This window comes from Isoptericola sp. S6320L, from assembly GCF_023015685.1.
GTDB classification, from domain to species: domain Bacteria; phylum Actinomycetota; class Actinomycetes; order Actinomycetales; family Cellulomonadaceae; genus Isoptericola; species Isoptericola halotolerans_A.
The window spans coordinates 42,947-58,554 of the sequence record NZ_JALKAT010000025.1 but is presented as its reverse complement, the minus strand read 5'-3'; the positions used below and the strand labels follow the sequence as shown (position 1 = coordinate 58,554).

At 72.0% G+C, this 15,608-nt stretch carries 13 protein-coding genes and 1 rRNA gene; 12 read left to right on the top strand and 2 right to left on the bottom strand.

Annotated elements, in window-relative coordinates:
• The 5 genes from rrf to MWU57_RS13305 all read left to right on the top strand — a co-directional run.
• Positions 1-94: ribosomal RNA gene (gene rrf / locus MWU57_RS13325) — 5S ribosomal RNA — on the top strand; the annotation flags it as partial.
• A gap of 154 nt (positions 95-248) precedes the next feature.
• The gene (gene gatC, locus MWU57_RS13320) at positions 249-545 is read left to right on the top strand and encodes an Asp-tRNA(Asn)/Glu-tRNA(Gln) amidotransferase subunit GatC (RefSeq protein WP_106268698.1); all 297 of its coding nucleotides are present in this window, start codon (positions 249-251) and stop codon (positions 543-545) included.
• A 1-nt stretch (position 546) separates the two neighbouring features.
• The gene (gene gatA, locus MWU57_RS13315; RefSeq protein WP_106268697.1) at positions 547-2,052 is read left to right on the top strand and encodes an Asp-tRNA(Asn)/Glu-tRNA(Gln) amidotransferase subunit GatA; all 1,506 of its coding nucleotides are present in this window, start codon (positions 547-549) and stop codon (positions 2,050-2,052) included.
• A gap of 16 nt (positions 2,053-2,068) precedes the next feature.
• The gene (gene gatB / locus MWU57_RS13310) at positions 2,069-3,571 is read left to right on the top strand and encodes an Asp-tRNA(Asn)/Glu-tRNA(Gln) amidotransferase subunit GatB (protein ID WP_246909668.1); all 1,503 of its coding nucleotides are present in this window, start codon (positions 2,069-2,071) and stop codon (positions 3,569-3,571) included.
• Positions 3,568-4,173, top strand: coding sequence for a GNAT family N-acetyltransferase (locus tag MWU57_RS13305; RefSeq protein WP_246909667.1), 606 nt, complete (start codon positions 3,568-3,570; stop codon positions 4,171-4,173). The genes gatB and MWU57_RS13305 overlap by 4 nt, the downstream gene beginning before the upstream one ends.
• Before the next feature lie 43 nt (positions 4,174-4,216).
• Here the strand turns inward: MWU57_RS13305 and MWU57_RS13300 are convergent, their stop codons facing one another.
• Positions 4,217-5,578, bottom strand: a complete 1,362-nt coding sequence (locus MWU57_RS13300) for a deoxyribodipyrimidine photo-lyase (RefSeq protein ID WP_246909674.1) — start codon at positions 5,576-5,578, stop codon at positions 4,217-4,219.
• 110 nt (positions 5,579-5,688) lie between these two features.
• On the opposite strand from MWU57_RS13300, the gene MWU57_RS13295 reads away from it, so the two are divergent.
• On the top strand, positions 5,689-7,209 hold the full coding sequence (locus MWU57_RS13295; RefSeq protein WP_246909666.1) for a peptide MFS transporter: 1,521 nt from the start codon (positions 5,689-5,691) through the stop codon (positions 7,207-7,209).
• 15 nt (positions 7,210-7,224) lie between these two features.
• Here MWU57_RS13295 and MWU57_RS13290 read toward each other — a convergent pair whose 3' ends face one another.
• On the bottom strand, positions 7,225-7,782 hold the full coding sequence (locus tag MWU57_RS13290) for a DoxX family protein (protein WP_246909665.1): 558 nt from the start codon (positions 7,780-7,782) through the stop codon (positions 7,225-7,227).
• Positions 7,783-8,031: 249 nt separating this feature from the next.
• Here MWU57_RS13290 and ilvD (MWU57_RS13285) point away from each other — a divergent pair, with 249 nt between their 5' ends.
• From ilvD (MWU57_RS13285) to ilvN, 6 genes are all read left to right on the top strand, one after another.
• Positions 8,032-9,894 (top strand): dihydroxy-acid dehydratase, encoded by a 1,863-nt coding sequence (ilvD, locus tag MWU57_RS13285; protein WP_246909664.1) that lies wholly within the window; start codon positions 8,032-8,034, stop codon positions 9,892-9,894.
• Positions 9,895-9,933: 39 nt separating this feature from the next.
• Positions 9,934-11,646 carry a dihydroxy-acid dehydratase gene (ilvD, locus tag MWU57_RS13280; RefSeq protein WP_106268688.1) on the top strand — a complete coding sequence of 571 codons (1,713 nt, stop codon included), beginning with the start codon at positions 9,934-9,936 and terminating at the stop codon, positions 11,644-11,646.
• Between the two features lie 70 nt (positions 11,647-11,716).
• Complete coding sequence (locus MWU57_RS13275) at positions 11,717-12,391, top strand: VOC family protein (protein ID WP_246909663.1); 675 nt, start codon at positions 11,717-11,719, stop codon at positions 12,389-12,391.
• Positions 12,392-12,453: 62 nt separating this feature from the next.
• Positions 12,454-13,050: a pyridoxamine 5'-phosphate oxidase family protein gene (locus tag MWU57_RS13270; RefSeq protein ID WP_246909662.1), complete on the top strand. Its 597-nt coding sequence runs from the start codon at positions 12,454-12,456 to the stop codon at positions 13,048-13,050.
• A gap of 197 nt (positions 13,051-13,247) precedes the next feature.
• Entirely contained in the window at positions 13,248-15,071 is a 1,824-nt protein-coding gene (locus MWU57_RS13265; protein WP_246909661.1) for an acetolactate synthase large subunit, read from the top strand.
• Between the two features lie 4 nt (positions 15,072-15,075).
• A complete protein-coding gene (ilvN, locus tag MWU57_RS13260; RefSeq protein WP_246909660.1) occupies positions 15,076-15,597 on the top strand; it encodes an acetolactate synthase small subunit in 522 nt (173 codons plus the stop codon).
• Positions 15,598-15,608: the final 11 nt, after the last annotated feature.

Below are 15,608 nucleotides of genomic sequence, written 5' to 3'. Positions count from 1 at the left end.
AACGCCCGGTCCCATACCGAACCCGGAAGCTCAGCCCTTCAGCGCCGATGGTACTGCCCTGGAGACGGGGTGGGAGAGTAGGACGCCGCCGGACATCTTTTCGCAAAGACCCCGCACCTTCTGGTGCGGGGTCTTTGTCGTGTCTCGACCTCGCTCCGCCGGCCCAGTCGTCGCCGTCCCGAGCCGTTCACGTCGATGTGACGAGCCTGTGCCCGGGAGGGACCCGGGGGACCACTAGACTGGCGGCCATGTCCACCATCTCCCGTGACGAGGTCGCGCGTGTCGCCGCGCTGGCACGGATCGAGCTGCGCCCGGACGAGCTGGACCGGCTCGCCGGTGAGCTCGACGTGATCGTCGATTCCATCGCCAAGGTGAGCGAGGTCGCGACCCCCGAGGTCCCCGCGACCAGCCATCCCCTCCCGATGTCCAACGTGTTCCGCGCGGACGAGCCCGTCCCCTCGCTGCCCGTCGACGACGTGCTCGCGGGTGCGCCGGAGGCCGAAGACGGCCGGTTCGCCGTGCCGCAGATCCTGGGGGAGGAGTGACATGACGGACCTGACGAGATTGTCCGCGTCCGCGGTCGCCGAAAAGTTGCGGGCCGGCGAGGTGACGAGCGTCGAGGTGACCCAGGCGTACCTCGACCGCATCGCCGCCGTCGAGCCGGAGATCCACGCGTACCTGCACGTCTCCGCCGACGACGCGCTCGCCACTGCCCGGGACGTCGACGCACGCCGTGCCGCCGGTGAGGAGCTGCACCCGCTCGCCGGCGTGCCGATCGCCGTCAAGGACGTGGTCGTGACCCAGGGCATGCCGTCCACGGCCGGCTCGAAGATCCTCGAGGGCTGGATCCCGCCGTACGACGCGACGCTCGTCGAGCGCATCCGTGCCGCACGCATGCCGATCCTCGGCAAGACCAACATGGACGAGTTCGCGATGGGCTCGTCCACGGAGCACTCGGCCTACGGCAACACGCACAACCCGTGGGACCTGGACCGCATCCCGGGCGGCTCGGGCGGTGGGTCGGCGGCTGCGGTCGCGGCCTTCGCCGCGCCCCTCGCGATCGGGACCGACACCGGCGGGTCCATCCGCCAGCCGGGCGCCGTCACCGGCACCGTCGGGGTCAAGCCGACCTACGGCAGCGTGTCCCGCTACGGGCTCATCGCCCTGGCGTCGAGCCTCGACCAGGCCGGCCCGGTGACCCGCACCGTCCTCGACTCCGCGCTGCTGCACGAGCTGATCGGGGGGCACGACCCCCGCGACTCGACCTCGATCCCGGAGCCGCTGCCCGACGTCGTCGCCGCGGCACGCCAGGGAGCGCTGGGCGACCTGTCCGGGGTGCGCGTCGGGATCGTCGAGCAGCTGCAGGGCGAGGGCTACCAGCCCGGCGTGCAGGCCCGGTTCGAGGAGTCCGTCGAGCTGCTCAAGGAGGCCGGCGCCGAGGTCGTGCAGGTCTCGTGCCCCCACTTCGAGTACGCCCTGGCCGCGTACTACCTGATCCTGCCTGCCGAGGCGTCGAGCAACCTGGCGAAGTTCGACGGCATGCGCTTCGGCCTGCGCGTCGAGCCCGAGGAGGGCCCCGTGACCGCCGAGCGCGTCATGGCGGCCACGCGTGGCGCCGGCTTCGGCGACGAGGTCAAGCGCCGCATCATCCTGGGCACCTACGCCCTGAGCGCGGGCTACTACGACGCCTACTACGGCAGCGCCCAGAAGGTGCGCACGCTGATCCAGCGTGACTTCGAGGCCGCCTTCGAGCAGGCCGACGTCCTGGTGTCCCCGACGGCGCCGACGACGGCGTTCAAGCTCGGCGAGAAGCTGGACGACCCGCTGGCGATGTACCTGAACGACGTCGCCACGATCCCGGCGAACCTCGCCGGCGTCCCGGGCATCTCGGTGCCGAACGGTCTGTCCGACGACAACCTGCCGGTCGGGTTCCAGGTGCTCGCCCCGGCCAAGGCCGACGACCGCCTGTACCGCGTCGGTGCTGCGCTCGAGGCGGCTCTCGAGGCCCGCTGGGGCGGCCCGCTGCTCGACCGCGCCCCCGAGCTCGGCTGACGGACCCACGAAGGAGATGACTGTGACCCAGATGGTCGACTACGCCGACGCGGTCCGCCGGTACGACCCGGTGCTCGGCATCGAGGTGCACGTCGAGCTCGGCACGCGTACCAAGATGTTCTGCCCGGCCGAGGCGTCGTTCGGCGCGGAGCCCAACACCCAGACGACGCCGGTGAGCCTGGGGCTGCCCGGCGCCCTCCCGGTGGTCAACGGCACCGCGGTGGAGTACGCGATCCGTATCGGCCTGGCGCTGAACTGCCAGATCGCGGAGTCGTGCCGGTTCGCCCGGAAGAACTACTTCTACCCGGACGTGCCGAAGAACTTCCAGACGTCCCAGTACGACGAGCCGATCGCGTTCGAGGGGTGGCTCGACGTCGAGCTCGAGGACGGCACGATCCACCGTGTCGAGATCGAGCGTGCCCACATGGAGGAGGACGCCGGCAAGAACACGCACGTCGGCGGCTCCACCGGGCGGATCCACGGTGCGGAGTACTCCCTCGTGGACTACAATCGGGCGGGCATCCCGCTGGTGGAGATCGTCACGAAGCCCATCACCGGCGTCGGCGACCGCGCACCCGAGGTGGCGCGCGCCTACGTCCAGGCGCTGCGGGACATCTTCCGGGTGCTCGACGTGTCCGAGGCGCGGATGGAGCGCGGCAACGTCCGCGCCGACGTCAACGTGTCGCTGCGCCCGACGGCGGAGTCCCCGCTCGGCACGCGCACCGAGACGAAGAACGTCAACTCGTTCCGGTCCGTCGAACGCGTCGTCCGGCACGAGATCTCCCGCCAGGCGGGTGCCCTCGACGCGGGCGAGACGATCGTCCAGGAGACACGTCACTGGCACGAGGACACGGGCGTCACGACGTCCGGCCGCGTGAAGTCCGACGCCGAGGACTACCGCTACTTCCCGGAGCCGGACCTGGTCCCCGTGGAGCCGTCGCGCGAGTGGGTCGAGGAGATCCGGGCGACGCTCCCGGAGCTGCCGCAGGCGCGCCGCCGTCGGCTGCAGACCGAGTGGGGCTACGCCGACGCCGAGATGCGCGACGTGGTCAACGCCGGCGCGATCGAGCTCATCGAGGCGACGGTCGCCGCGGGGTCCAGCCCAGCCGCTGCCCGCAAGTGGTGGATGGGCGAGCTCGCCCGACGTGCCAAGCAGGACGAGGCCGAGCTGGCCGACCTGCCGATCACTCCCGCCCAGATCGGCGAGCTCCAGGGGCTCGTCGACGCCGGCCGGATCAACGACAAGATCGCGCGGCAGGTGCTCGACGGCGTCCTCGCCGGCGAGGGCGACCCGGAGTCGGTCGTCGTGTCGCGCGGCCTCGAGATCGTGTCCGACGACGGCGCTCTGCTGGCCGCGATCGACGAGGCCCTCGCCGCCCAGCCCGACGTCGTGGAGAAGGTCCGCGGCGGCAACCAGGGCCCCGTCGGCGCCATCATCGGCGCTGTCATGAAGGCCACGCGTGGCCAGGCGGACGCGAAGCGGGTGCGCGAGCTCGTCCTGGAGAGGATCGGGGCGTGAGGCCACCGGTCCTGCACGGCGAGATGATGCGGCTGCGCCCGATCGAGGCGCGGGACGCGGACCGGCTCTGGGAGTCGCTGCACGACCCGGAGGGCATGCGCCTGACCGGGACGACGGCGACGTTCACGCGGAGCCAGATCGACGAGTGGGCGGCCACGGTCGGCGACCGCGAGGGCCGGTACGACTGGGCGATCACCCCCGGTGCGGTCCGGGACGGCGAGCTGGTCAGCGACGAGCTGATCGGCGAGATCGTCCTCAACGAGCTGGACGAGGCCTCGCGCAGCGCGAACCTGCGCCTGCAGATGCTGCCCGACTACCGCGGCCGCGGGTACGGGCGGGAAGCGATCGAGCAGGTGCTGCGGTTCGCCTTCGACGGGGTGCCCGGCGACGACGGCCCTCGCCTGCACCGCGTCAGCCTCGACGTGCTGAGCATCAACCCCCGCGCCAAGGCGCTGTACGCGTCGTTGGGGTTCGTCGAGGAGGGCCGCCTGCGCGACGTCTACCGGGACGGCGGGTCCTGGGCCGACGCCATCGTCATGAGCGTCCTGGAGGACGAGTACCGCGACCATCAGGTCCGCTCGCACGACGGTCCGGCACGGTGACCGGGAGAGGTCGGGAGGCACAGCCTCCCGGCCTCTCGTCGTGTCAGCGTCGTGCGCGCTGGAAGTCGTCGAGCGCGACGCGTCGCTCGACGGCGTGGTCGACGAGGGGCGCCGGGTAGTCCGCTGGGGGCTCCGCTAGACGCCACGGCTCGTGCACCCGGGCCGCGGGGACGTCACGAAGCTCCGGCACCCAGCGCCGGACGTACGCACCGTCGGGGTCGAACTTCTTGCCCTGCGTCACCGGGTTGAACACCCGGAAGTACGGTGCCGCGTCGTATCCGGTGCCGGCCACCCACTGCCAGTTGAGCTGGTTCTGGGACACGTCCCCGTCGACGAGGTGCGCCATGAAGTGCTCGGCGCCGCGCTGCCAGCGCACGTGCAGGTCCTTGACGAGGAACGACGCCACCACCATGCGTACCCGGTTGTGCATCCACCCCGTGGCCAGCAGCTGGCGCATCCCGGCGTCCACGATCGGGTAGCCGGTACGACCGGCCGCCCAGGCCTCCAGGCGGTCCTGCTCCGCCTCGCCCTGCGCCCAGGCGTCCTCGGCCACGACGTCGCGCAGCGAGCGGGTGCGGGCGTCCGGCTGGTGGTGCAGCACGTCGGCGTGGAACTCGCGCCAGGCCAGCTCCGAACGGAACGTCGCGACGTCGTCGGCGGGGGCGCCGTCGGAGCCCGCGGCCGCGAGGTCCGCGAGCATGGTGCGAGGGTGGATCTCGCCCCAGCGCAGGTGCACGGACATCGCCGAGGTGCCCGCGAGGTCAGGGCGGTCCCGCTGCTCGCCGTAGCCGGCGAGACCGTCACGGACGAACGCGTGCCAGCGCCGGCGGGCGGCCTCCTCCCCGGCGCGTGGCAGGCGAGCGGTGGTGGCGGGGGCCTCGGGCAGCGGTTCGCTGTCGAGGTCCACCCAGGGGATGCTTCGCGGCTGGTGCGCCGGTGCCCGCCACCCGTGCTCGAGCCAGGCCCGTCGGAACGGGGTGAAGACCTGGTACGGCGTGCCGCCGCCCGTGCGGATCCTGCCCGGCGAGACGGCGTAGGCCGACCCCGTGCGGACGAGGCGCCGACCGGCGTCGGCGAGGGCCGCCTCGACGGCGTCGTCGCGCCGCCGCCCGTACGGCTCGTGGCTCGCGGCGACGTGCACCTCGTCGGCACCGACCTCCTGCGCCACCTGCGGGACGGTCGTCCGCGCGTCTCCGCGCCGCACGACGAGCGCACCCCCGCACGCGGCGTCGAGGGCGCGCAACGAGTCCACGAGGTAGGCGAGTCGGTTGCTGCCCACCCTGGACCACAGGGTGTCGTCGAGCACGTACAGGCCGACGACACCCGCGCCGTCGGCGCGGGCGGACTCGACGGCGGCGAGCAGGGCGGGGTTGTCGGCGAGCCGCAGGTCGCGGCGGAACCACATGACGGTCGAGGGCACCGGACCACGGTAGTCCGAGACCGGCGCCACGTCCCGGCGTCGTGCCGACCGGCCGTCCGCTCGCCGACGACGAGGTCCGGTGCCAGAGTCTTCCCATGAGCCAGTCGGCACCGTCGTCGTCGGACGGCACCGCGGCGGGGTCCGAGCGCCAGTTCTTCGGCCACCCCCGTGGTCTGATGACGCTCTTCACCACGGAGCTGTGGGAGCGGTTCAGCTACTACGGGATGCGCGCCATCCTGCTGCTGTACATCACCGGCGCGGTCGTGGACGGCGGGCTCGGGTACGGCGACGCCACGGGCGAGGCGATCGTCGCCGTCTACGGCAGCGCGGTGTACCTGCTGTCGGTGGTCGGTGGGTGGCTCGCGGACCGGGTGGTCGGGGCGCGGCGGTCCGTGCTGTACGGCGGGATCGTCATCGCGGCGGGGCACGTCAGCCTCGCGATACCCCTCGAGGCCTGCACCTGGCTCGGGCTCGTGCTGGTGGCGCTCGGGACAGGGCTGCTCAAGCCCAACGTCTCGGCGATGGTGGGCGAGCTGTACGACCGCGACGACCCCCGCCGGGACAGCGGCTTCTCGCTGTTCTACATGGGGATCAACATCGGCTCCCTGACGGCGCCGCTCGTGGTCGGCAGCGTCCAGCGGGCCTGGGGGTTCCACGCCGGGTTCTCCGTCGCCGCCGTGGGCATGGGGGTCGCTCTCGTCTTCTTCGTACTGGGTCGGCGGTACCTGCACGGGGCGGGCGACACGGTGCCGAACCCGGTCCGCCCCGAAGAACGGGCCGCGATCGTGCGGATCGTCGCGCTGGTGCTGGCCGCCGTCGCGGTGCTGTACCTCGTCGCGGTGGCCGTGTCCGGGTCGTGGGGCGGCGGCGCCTTCGTCGACACGCTGAGCTACGTCGCCCTGGTCACGCCGGTCGTGTACTTCGTGGTGATGTACCGGTCGCCGAAGGTCACGGACGCGGAGCGTCCCCGGCTGCTGGCCTACATCCCTTTGTTCGTCGCGGCGATGCTGTTCTGGATGATCTTCGAGCAGGCGGCCACGACGCTCACCACGTTCGCCGACGACCGGACGGACCGGTCCGTCCTCGGCATGGAGCTGAGCCCCGCGTTCTTCCAGTCGATCAACCCGGCGTCGATCATCCTGCTCGCTCCCGTGTTCGCCTGGTTGTGGCGGCGCACGAACGGTCGGCCGCCGACGCCGTACAAGTTCGCGATGGGGTTGGCCCTGGCCGCGCTGTCCTTCCTCTTCCTGGCCGGGGCGTCCGCCGTCGTCGGGGAGGGGCTCGCGCCGGCGTGGGTCCTCGTGGTGGTCTACGTCATCCAGACGCTCGGTGAGCTGTGCCTCTCACCCGTAGGGCTCGCCGCCACGACGCTGCTCGCCCCGCGCGCCTTCCGGGGGCAGGCGATGGCCCTGTGGTTCCTGGCCAACGCCTCGGGGCAGGCCATCACCGCGCAGGTCGTCCAGGCCACCACCGGTGTGTCCGACACGGCGTACTTCGGGTGGACGGGCGTGGTGGCGCTGGTGGTCGCCGGCCTGGTCTGGGCGGTGTCGCCCTGGGTCATGCGGCACATCCGGAGCGCGGACGAGGCAGAGGGGGTGCGCACCGCCGGGGCCTGACCGAGCGCCGGGCCGTCAGCGCAGCCAGGTGCGCGCGCCGGGCACCGGCGAGGCGGCCCAGGCGCGTCCGAGCCCCCAGGTGTCTCCGGCGCGGGTCAGCGCCAGCGTCACCAGCAGGGCGATGTACACGACGTGCTCGTCGACGAGCGGGTTGTGCGACCCGGCCGCGAACGGCCACGTCGACAGCCACAGCGACAGCATGAGCAGACCGCCGGCGACGGCGGCGGCCCGCATCCCGATGCCGAGCAGCAGGGCCAGGCCCGTGCCGAGCAGGCCGAGCATGTAGAGCGCGTCGACCACGGGGCCCGAGAGCGCGGCGAAGCCGCCGGACAGCGGCCCGCCGGCGTGCTCCAGGTAGCCCGCCGTCGGCGACGTCCCGGTGGTCAGCCAGGCCGCCTCGGGCGGCGTGGCGTAGCCCAGGCCGAAGGCCTTGTCGGCCACGGGCCACAGGAAGACGACGGCGAGCAGGAGACGGCAGCAGGCGAGCGCCCGCCGGGCCGCGACGCCGGCCACGGGCGACCCGGTGTCGGCGGCGGTGGAGCGGCTGCTGGTCGGTGCGGAGATCGTGGCCATGGTCGTCGTCCTCGTTGGTCTCGGGGGTGGTGGGCCTCTGCATCCTGGGCAGCGGGAGGCGGCGCTGGCCAGCGTCCGGCGCGAGGTGAAGCGTTTATGCGTACGGATCTGTCCACCTGGCGGACGGGTGCGGGGCAACCCGTACGCCCACGTCGCGGGACGGCTGTGCCGCTCCGACGTGCGACGGCGTACGCTGCGCGAGCGTGCCGCCCGCGGCACGCGACCGCACCGGTACGAAGGAGCAGTGACATGAGCCGCCCCCTGCGCTCCCGCACGTCCACCCACGGCCGCAACATGTCGGGTGCCCGCGCCCTGTGGCGCGCCACCGGCATGGGGTCCGAGGACTTCGGCAAGCCGATCGTCGCCATCGCGAACTCGTACACCCAGTTCGTGCCGGGCCACGTCCACCTCAAGGACATGGGTGACCTGGTCGCCGGCGCGATCCAGGAGGCCGGCGGGGTCGCCAAGGAGTTCAACACCATCGCCGTCGACGACGGCATCGCGATGGGCCACGGCGGCATGCTCTACTCGCTGCCGAGCCGGGACCTGATCGCCGACTCGGTGGAGTACATGGTCAACGCGCACTGCGCGGACGCCCTGGTGTGCATCTCGAACTGCGACAAGATCACCCCGGGCATGCTCAACGCGGCGCTGCGGCTCAACATCCCGGTCATCTTCGTCTCGGGCGGGCCGATGGAGGCCGGCAAGGCGATCGTCGCCGACGGCGTCGCGAAGACCAGCCTCAACCTCATCAACGCGATCAACTACTCGGCGGACGAGAACGTCTCGGACGAGGCGCTGGCGAAGGTCGAGGAGGCGGCCTGCCCCACCTGCGGGTCCTGCTCCGGCATGTTCACCGCCAACTCCATGAACTGCCTCACCGAGGCGCTCGGGCTGTCGCTGCCGGGCAACGGCTCGACGCTGGCCACGCACGCGGCGCGCAAGGAGCTGTTCCTCGAGGCGGGGCGCACGATCGTGGACCTGGCCAAGCGGTACTACGACGACGAGGACGACTCCGCGGCGCCGCGCGGCATCGCCACGAAGGCGGCGTTCCACAACGCGATGGCGCTCGACGTCGCGATGGGCGGGTCGACCAACACGGTGCTGCACGTGCTCGCCGCCGCGCAGGAGGGCGAGATCGACTTCACGCTCGCGGACATCGAGGACATCAGCCGCCGCGTGCCGTGCCTGAGCAAGGTGGCCCCGAACCACCCGGACTACCACATGGAGGACGTGCACCGGGCGGGCGGCATCCCCGCGCTGCTGGGTGAGCTCCGCCGGGCCGGTCTGCTCGAGACGGACGTGACCAGCGTGCACACCCCGACGCTCGAGGCCTGGCTGGACGACTGGGACATCCGCTCCGGCCAGGCGACGGACGCGGCGCTCGAGCTGTTCCACGCGGCGCCGGGTGGCGTGCGCACCACGCAGGCGTTCTCCACGCAGAACCGGTGGGAGTCGCTCGACACCGACGCGGCCGAGGGGTGCATCCGCGACCTCGAGCACGCCTACACGGTCGAGGGCGGCCTCGCGGTGCTGCGCGGCAACCTCGCCGAGGACGGCGCCGTGTTCAAGACGGCGGGCGTGGACCCGGACGTCTTCCACTTCGTCGGCAAGGCCCTCGTGTGCGAGTCGCAGGAGGACGCCGTGGACAAGATCCTCACCAAGCAGGTCGAGCCCGGCCACGTCGTCGTCGTGCGCTACGAGGGCCCCGCGGGCGGTCCGGGGATGCAGGAGATGCTGTACCCCACCTCGTTCATCAAGGGCCGGGGGCTGGGCAAGGTCTGCGCCCTCATCACGGACGGCCGGTTCTCCGGCGGGTCGAGCGGCATCTCGATCGGCCACGTCTCCCCGGAGGCGGCGGCCGGTGGGCTCATCGGTCTCGTCGAGGACGGCGACGAGATCGAGATCGACGTCGACTCGCGCGCCATCCGGCTCAACGTCCCGGACGCGGTGCTCGCCGAGCGGCGCGCCAAGATGGAGGCGTCGGAGAACCCGTGGCAGCCCGTGGACCGCGACCGGTACGTCTCGCCCGCGCTGCAGGCGTACGCGGCGATGGCGACGTCCGCCGACCGCGGCGCCGTGCGGGACGTCTCGCTGGTCACCCGCCGCTGACCTCTCGCCTCGCGCCCCCGCCGGCCCTACGCTCGGCCCATGAGCGCTGACGCCGGAACCACGCCTGACATCAAGCCCCGCTCCCGCCAGGTGACCGACGGACTGGAGGCCACCGCCGCGCGCGGCATGCTCCGCGCCGTCGGGCTCGGGGACGACGACTTCGCCAAGCCGCAGATCGGGGTGGCGAGCTCGTGGAACGAGATCACCCCCTGCAACCTCTCGCTGGACCGCCTCGCCGGCGCCGTGAAGAACGGTGTGCACGCCGGCGGCGGGTTCCCGCTGGAGTTCGGCACCATCTCCGTCTCCGACGGGATCTCGATGGGTCACGAGGGGATGCACTTCTCGCTCGTGAGCCGCGACGTCATCGCCGACTCCGTCGAGACGGTCATGCAGGCCGAGCGGCTCGACGGCTCGGTGCTGCTCGCCGGCTGCGACAAGTCGCTGCCCGGCATGCTCATGGCGGCAGCGCGGCTGGACCTGGCCAGCGTCTTCCTCTACGCGGGCTCGATCATGCCGGGCTGGGTGAAGCTGTCGGACGGCACGGAGAAGGACGTCACGATCATCGACGCCTTCGAGGCGGTCGGCGCGTGCTCGCGCGGTCTCATGAGCCGTGAGGACGTGGACCGCATCGAGCGGGCGATCTGCCCCGGCGAGGGCGCGTGCGGCGGGATGTACACCGCCAACACGATGGCGTCTGCCGCGGAGGCCATGGGCATGTCCCTGCCGGGGTCCGCGGCCCCGCCGTCGGCCGACCGGCGCCGCGACACGTTCGCCCACGCCTCCGGCGAGGCGGTGGTGGAGATGCTGCGCCGCGGGATCACCGCCCGCGACATCATGACGAAGGAGGCGTTCGAGAACGCGATCGCCGTCGTCATGGCGTTCGGCGGCTCGACCAACGCCGTGCTGCACCTCCTGGCCATCGCCCACGAGGCCGAGGTCGACCTGACCCTCGAGGACTTCGACCGGGTCGCGAGCCGGGTGCCGCACCTGGGCGACCTCAAGCCGTTCGGGCGCTACGTGATGAACGACGTCGACCGCATCGGCGGCGTGCCGGTCATCATGAAGGCGCTGCTCGACGCCGGGCTGCTGCACGGCGACTGCCTGACGGTCACCGGCCGCACGGTGCGCGAGAACCTGGCCGAGATCGACCCGCCGGACCCGGACGGCAAGATCCTGCGGGCGCTCGCCGAGCCGATCCACCCGACCGGTGGCATCACCATCCTGCACGGCTCGCTCGCCCCGGACGGCGCCGTCGTCAAGAGCGCGGGCTTCGACTCCGACGTCTTCGAGGGCACGGCACGGGTGTTCGAGCGGGAGCGTGGGGCGCTCGACGCGCTCGAGGACGGGACGATCCAGGCCGGGGACGTCGTCGTCATCCGCTACGAGGGCCCCAAGGGTGGACCGGGCATGCGCGAGATGCTCGCGATCACCGGCGCCATCAAGGGTGCCGGGCTCGGCAAGGACGTGCTGCTCATCACCGACGGCCGGTTCTCGGGCGGGACCACCGGTCTGTGCGTCGGGCACATCGCCCCGGAGGCCGTCGACGGCGGCCCGATCGCGTTCGTGCGCGACGGCGACCGGATCCGTCTCGACGTCGCGGCCAAGACGCTCGACGTCGTCGTCGACGACGACGTGCTCGCGGCACGTCGCGCCGCAGGCTGGACGCCGGTGCCGCACGGCTACACCCGGGGCGTGCTGGCCAAGTACACGAAGCTGGTGCAGTCGGCGTCGCGCGGCGCCGTGCTCGGCTGATCCCCGCAGGACGCGGGCCGGGCGGCGGGTGTCGGACCCCGGCCCTAGCGTGGGGCGTGGAGGTGTGACCATGAACGATCGGATCAGCGCTGCCGACTTCCAGGTGGCCGAGGGCACGGGCGACTGGCGCGTGACGGCCGACGAACGGGCGTCCGCGGTCTTCCGCACGGGCAGCTTCACCACGGGGGTGCAGCTCGTCGAGGCGATCGGCGAGCTGGCCGAGGCCGCGAACCACCACCCCGACGTCGACCTGCGCTACGGGACCGTGGTGGTGCGACTCATGTCGCACGACGTCGGGGGGCTCAGCGAGCGGGACGTGGCGCTCGCGGTGCAGGTCTCGCGAGCGGCCCGGGAGCTCGACGTCCCGGCGGACCCGGCGGCGCCGACGGGGCTCACCATCGGCATCGACGTGCTCGACGGCCGGGCCGTGCAACCGTTCTGGCGGGCCGTGCTCGGTTACGAGCCGGTCGTCGGCAGCGGGTCCGAGGAGCCCGCTCCGGCCCTCGTCGACCCTGCCGGGCACCTGCCGACGGTGTGGTTCCAGCAGATGGACGCGCCGCGCGAGCAGCGCAACCGCGTCCACCTCGACGTGTACGTCGGTCCGGACGTCGCCGCCCAGCGCGTCGCGGACGCGGTCGCCGCGGGCGGCCGGCTCGTCACCGACGAGTTCGCGCCGGACTGGTGGGTCCTCGCCGATGCCGAGGGCAACGAGGCGTGCGTGTGCACGTGGCCCGTCGAACGGTGAGCCCGGCGCCCGCCAGGTGAGCAGCGCCCGCCTCGCCCGCGAGCACGTGGCATGCTGCCCGCATGGGAACGGTGCACGAACGGATCGACGACCGCCTGCGATCGTTCGTCGAGGCGCAGCGCGTCTTCTTCGTCGGCACGGCGCCGCTGTCCGGGGACGGTCACGTCAACGTCTCGCCCAAGGGCGTGGACGGCTCCTTCGTGGTGCTCGACGACCGCACGGTCGCCTACCTGGACATCACGGCGTCGGGTGCGGAGACCATCGCGCACCTGCGCGAGAACGGGCGTGTCACGCTGATGTTCTGCGCCTTCACCGGCCCGCCGAACATCGTGCGCCTGCACGGCCGGGGCCGGGTGGTGAGCCTGTACGACGCCGAGTTCGCCGCGCTCGCCGAGCACTTCACCGAGCGGCGCGGGGCGCGTGCCGTCATCGTGGTCGACGTCGACCGGGTCTCGGACTCGTGCGGCTACGGCGTCCCGCTGTACGACCACGTGGGGGAGCGGGACCTGCTGCCTGCCTTCATGGACCGCAAGGGGCCGGAGGGGCAGGCGGAGTACCGCCGCCGCAAGAACGTGACGAGCATCGACGGTCTGCCCGCCTTCGACGACGACCCGGACGACGCCGTGTCCACGATGCGGGACGGTCGGACCACGGCGTGACATCCACCGTCCGACGGCGTAACGTGCGTCACGTGCAGACGATTCTCCTTGTAGTACTTCCTGAGCGCGCCGGCTGAGCCACCGCACAGGCTTCGTCAGCGCGCTCACCCCTCGTCAGTCCCCAGGCACCGGGACCGGGGGGTTTTTCATTGCGTAAATTCCTTGGATCCACCCGATCGAGCGGCAGGAGAGACCCCATGGGCCAGCCGAACCCGACACCAGCCCAGGTGGCTGCACGCACCGCACCGCGCGGCGTCGACCACGTGGTCGGCGAGCAGGTCACGGGCGCGCAGTCGATCGTCCGGTCGCTCGAGGCCGTCGGGGTCGAGAACGTCTTCGGTATCCCCGGCGGTGCGATCCTGCCGGCCTACGACCCGCTGATGGACTCCGCGAAGCTGCGCCACATCCTCGTGCGTCACGAGCAGGGCGGCGGCCACGCGGCATCGGGCTACGCGCACGCCACGGGCAAGGTCGGCGTCACGATGGCGACGTCGGGACCCGGCGCGACGAACCTCGTCACGCCGATCGCCGACGCGAACATGGACTCCATCCCGATGGTGGCGATCACCGGGCAGGTCGCCGCACCGGCGATCGGCACGGACGCCTTCCAGGAGGCGGACATCGTGGGCATCACGATGCCGGTCACCAAGCACTCCTACCTGGTCACGGACCCGGACGAGATCCCCCGCACCATCGCCGAGGCGTTCCACATCGCCTCGACCGGCCGCCCGGGGCCCGTGCTGGTCGACATCGCCAAGTCCGCGATGCAGGAGCGCACCACCTTCTCGTGGCCGCAGGAGCTGGCGCTGCCGGGGTACCACCCGGTCACCAAGCCGCACGCCAAGCAGATCCGCGAGGCCGCGAAGCTGCTCGCCACCGCCCGGCGCCCCGTGCTCTACGTGGGCGGCGGCGTCATCCGCTCCGGCGCCTCCGCGGCGCTGCGACGCCTGGTCGACACCTCCGGGGCCGCGGTCGTGACCACGCTCATGGCGCGCGGCTCCGTGCCGGACTCCCACCCGCAGCACCTGGGCATGCCGGGTATGCACGGCACGGTGCCCGCCGTCGCGGCCCTGCAGAAGGCCGACCTCGTGGTGGCCCTGGGTGCGCGGTTCGACGACCGCGTCACCGGCAAGCTGTCGAGCTTCGCGCCGCACGCCGCCATCGTCCACGCGGACATCGACCCGGCGGAGATCGGCAAGAACCGAGCGGTGGACGTGCCGATCGTCGGCGACCTGCGCGAGGTCATCGAGGAGCTGGTGCCCGCTCTGCGGGCGGAGCAGGAGCGGGTCGGCAAGCCGGACGTCGAGGCGTGGTGGCACCAGATCGACACCTGGCGCGAGACCTACCCCCTGGGCTTCTCGGCGACGGCCGACGGCCACCTCGCCCCGCAGCACGTGATCTCGCGCCTGGGTGAGATCGCCGGACCCGACGCGATCTACGTCGCCGGCGTGGGTCAGCACCAGATGTGGGCCGCGCAGTTCATCCGCTACGAGCGGCCGAACACGTGGATCAACTCCGGCGGCCTGGGCACCATGGGCTACTCCGTCCCCGCGGCGATGGGCGCCAAGGTCGGGGAGCCCGACCGCGACGTCTGGGCGATCGACGGCGACGGCTGCTTCCAGATGACCAACCAGGAGCTGGCCACCTGTGCGATCAACGACATCCCGATCAAGGTCGCGCTGATCAACAACAGCTCCCTCGGCATGGTCCGCCAGTGGCAGACCCTGTTCTACAACGAGCGGTACTCCAACACGGACCTGCACACCGGGCACGGCACCGTGCGGATCCCCGACTTCGTGAAGCTGGCCGAGGCCTACGGCTGCGTCGGCATCCGCGTGGAGCACGAGTCCGAGGTGGACGACGCCATCAAGAAGGCGAACGAGATCGACGACCGCCCCGTCGTCGTCGACTTCAACGTCTCGCGCGACGCGATGGTGTGGCCCATGGTCGCCGCCGGGGTGAGCAACGACGACATCCAGTACGCGCGGGGCATCTCGCCCGCCTGGGAACGAGAGGACTGAGCCGATGTCTCGCCATACCCTGTCCGTCCTGGTGGAGAACAAGCCCGGCGTCCTGACGCGCGTCGCCGGTCTCTTCGCCCGCCGTGCCTTCAACATCCACTCGCTGGCCGTCGGCCCCACCGAGCACGAGGAGATCTCCCGGATCACCGTCGTGGTGGACGTGGAGGAGCACCCCCTCGAGCAGGTGACCAAGCAGCTGAACAAGCTGGTGCACGTCATCAAGATCGTCGAGCTCGACTCCGAGGTGTCCGTGCAGCGCGAGCTGCTGCTGGTCAAGGTCAAGGCGGACGCCACGACGCGCTCCGGGGTGCTCGAGGTCGTCGAGCTCTTCCGTGCGCACGTGGTCGACGTCGTGCCGGACACGGTCGTCGTCGAGGCGACCGGCACCGCCGCCAAGCTCGACGCGCTGCTGGCCGCGCTCGCCCCCTACGGCGTCCGCGAGATCGTCAAGTCCGGGACCCTCGCCGTCGGGCGCGGGTCCAGGTCCATCACCGACCGGGCGCTGGAACGGGTGCGCAGCGCCTGAGACGCTCGCAC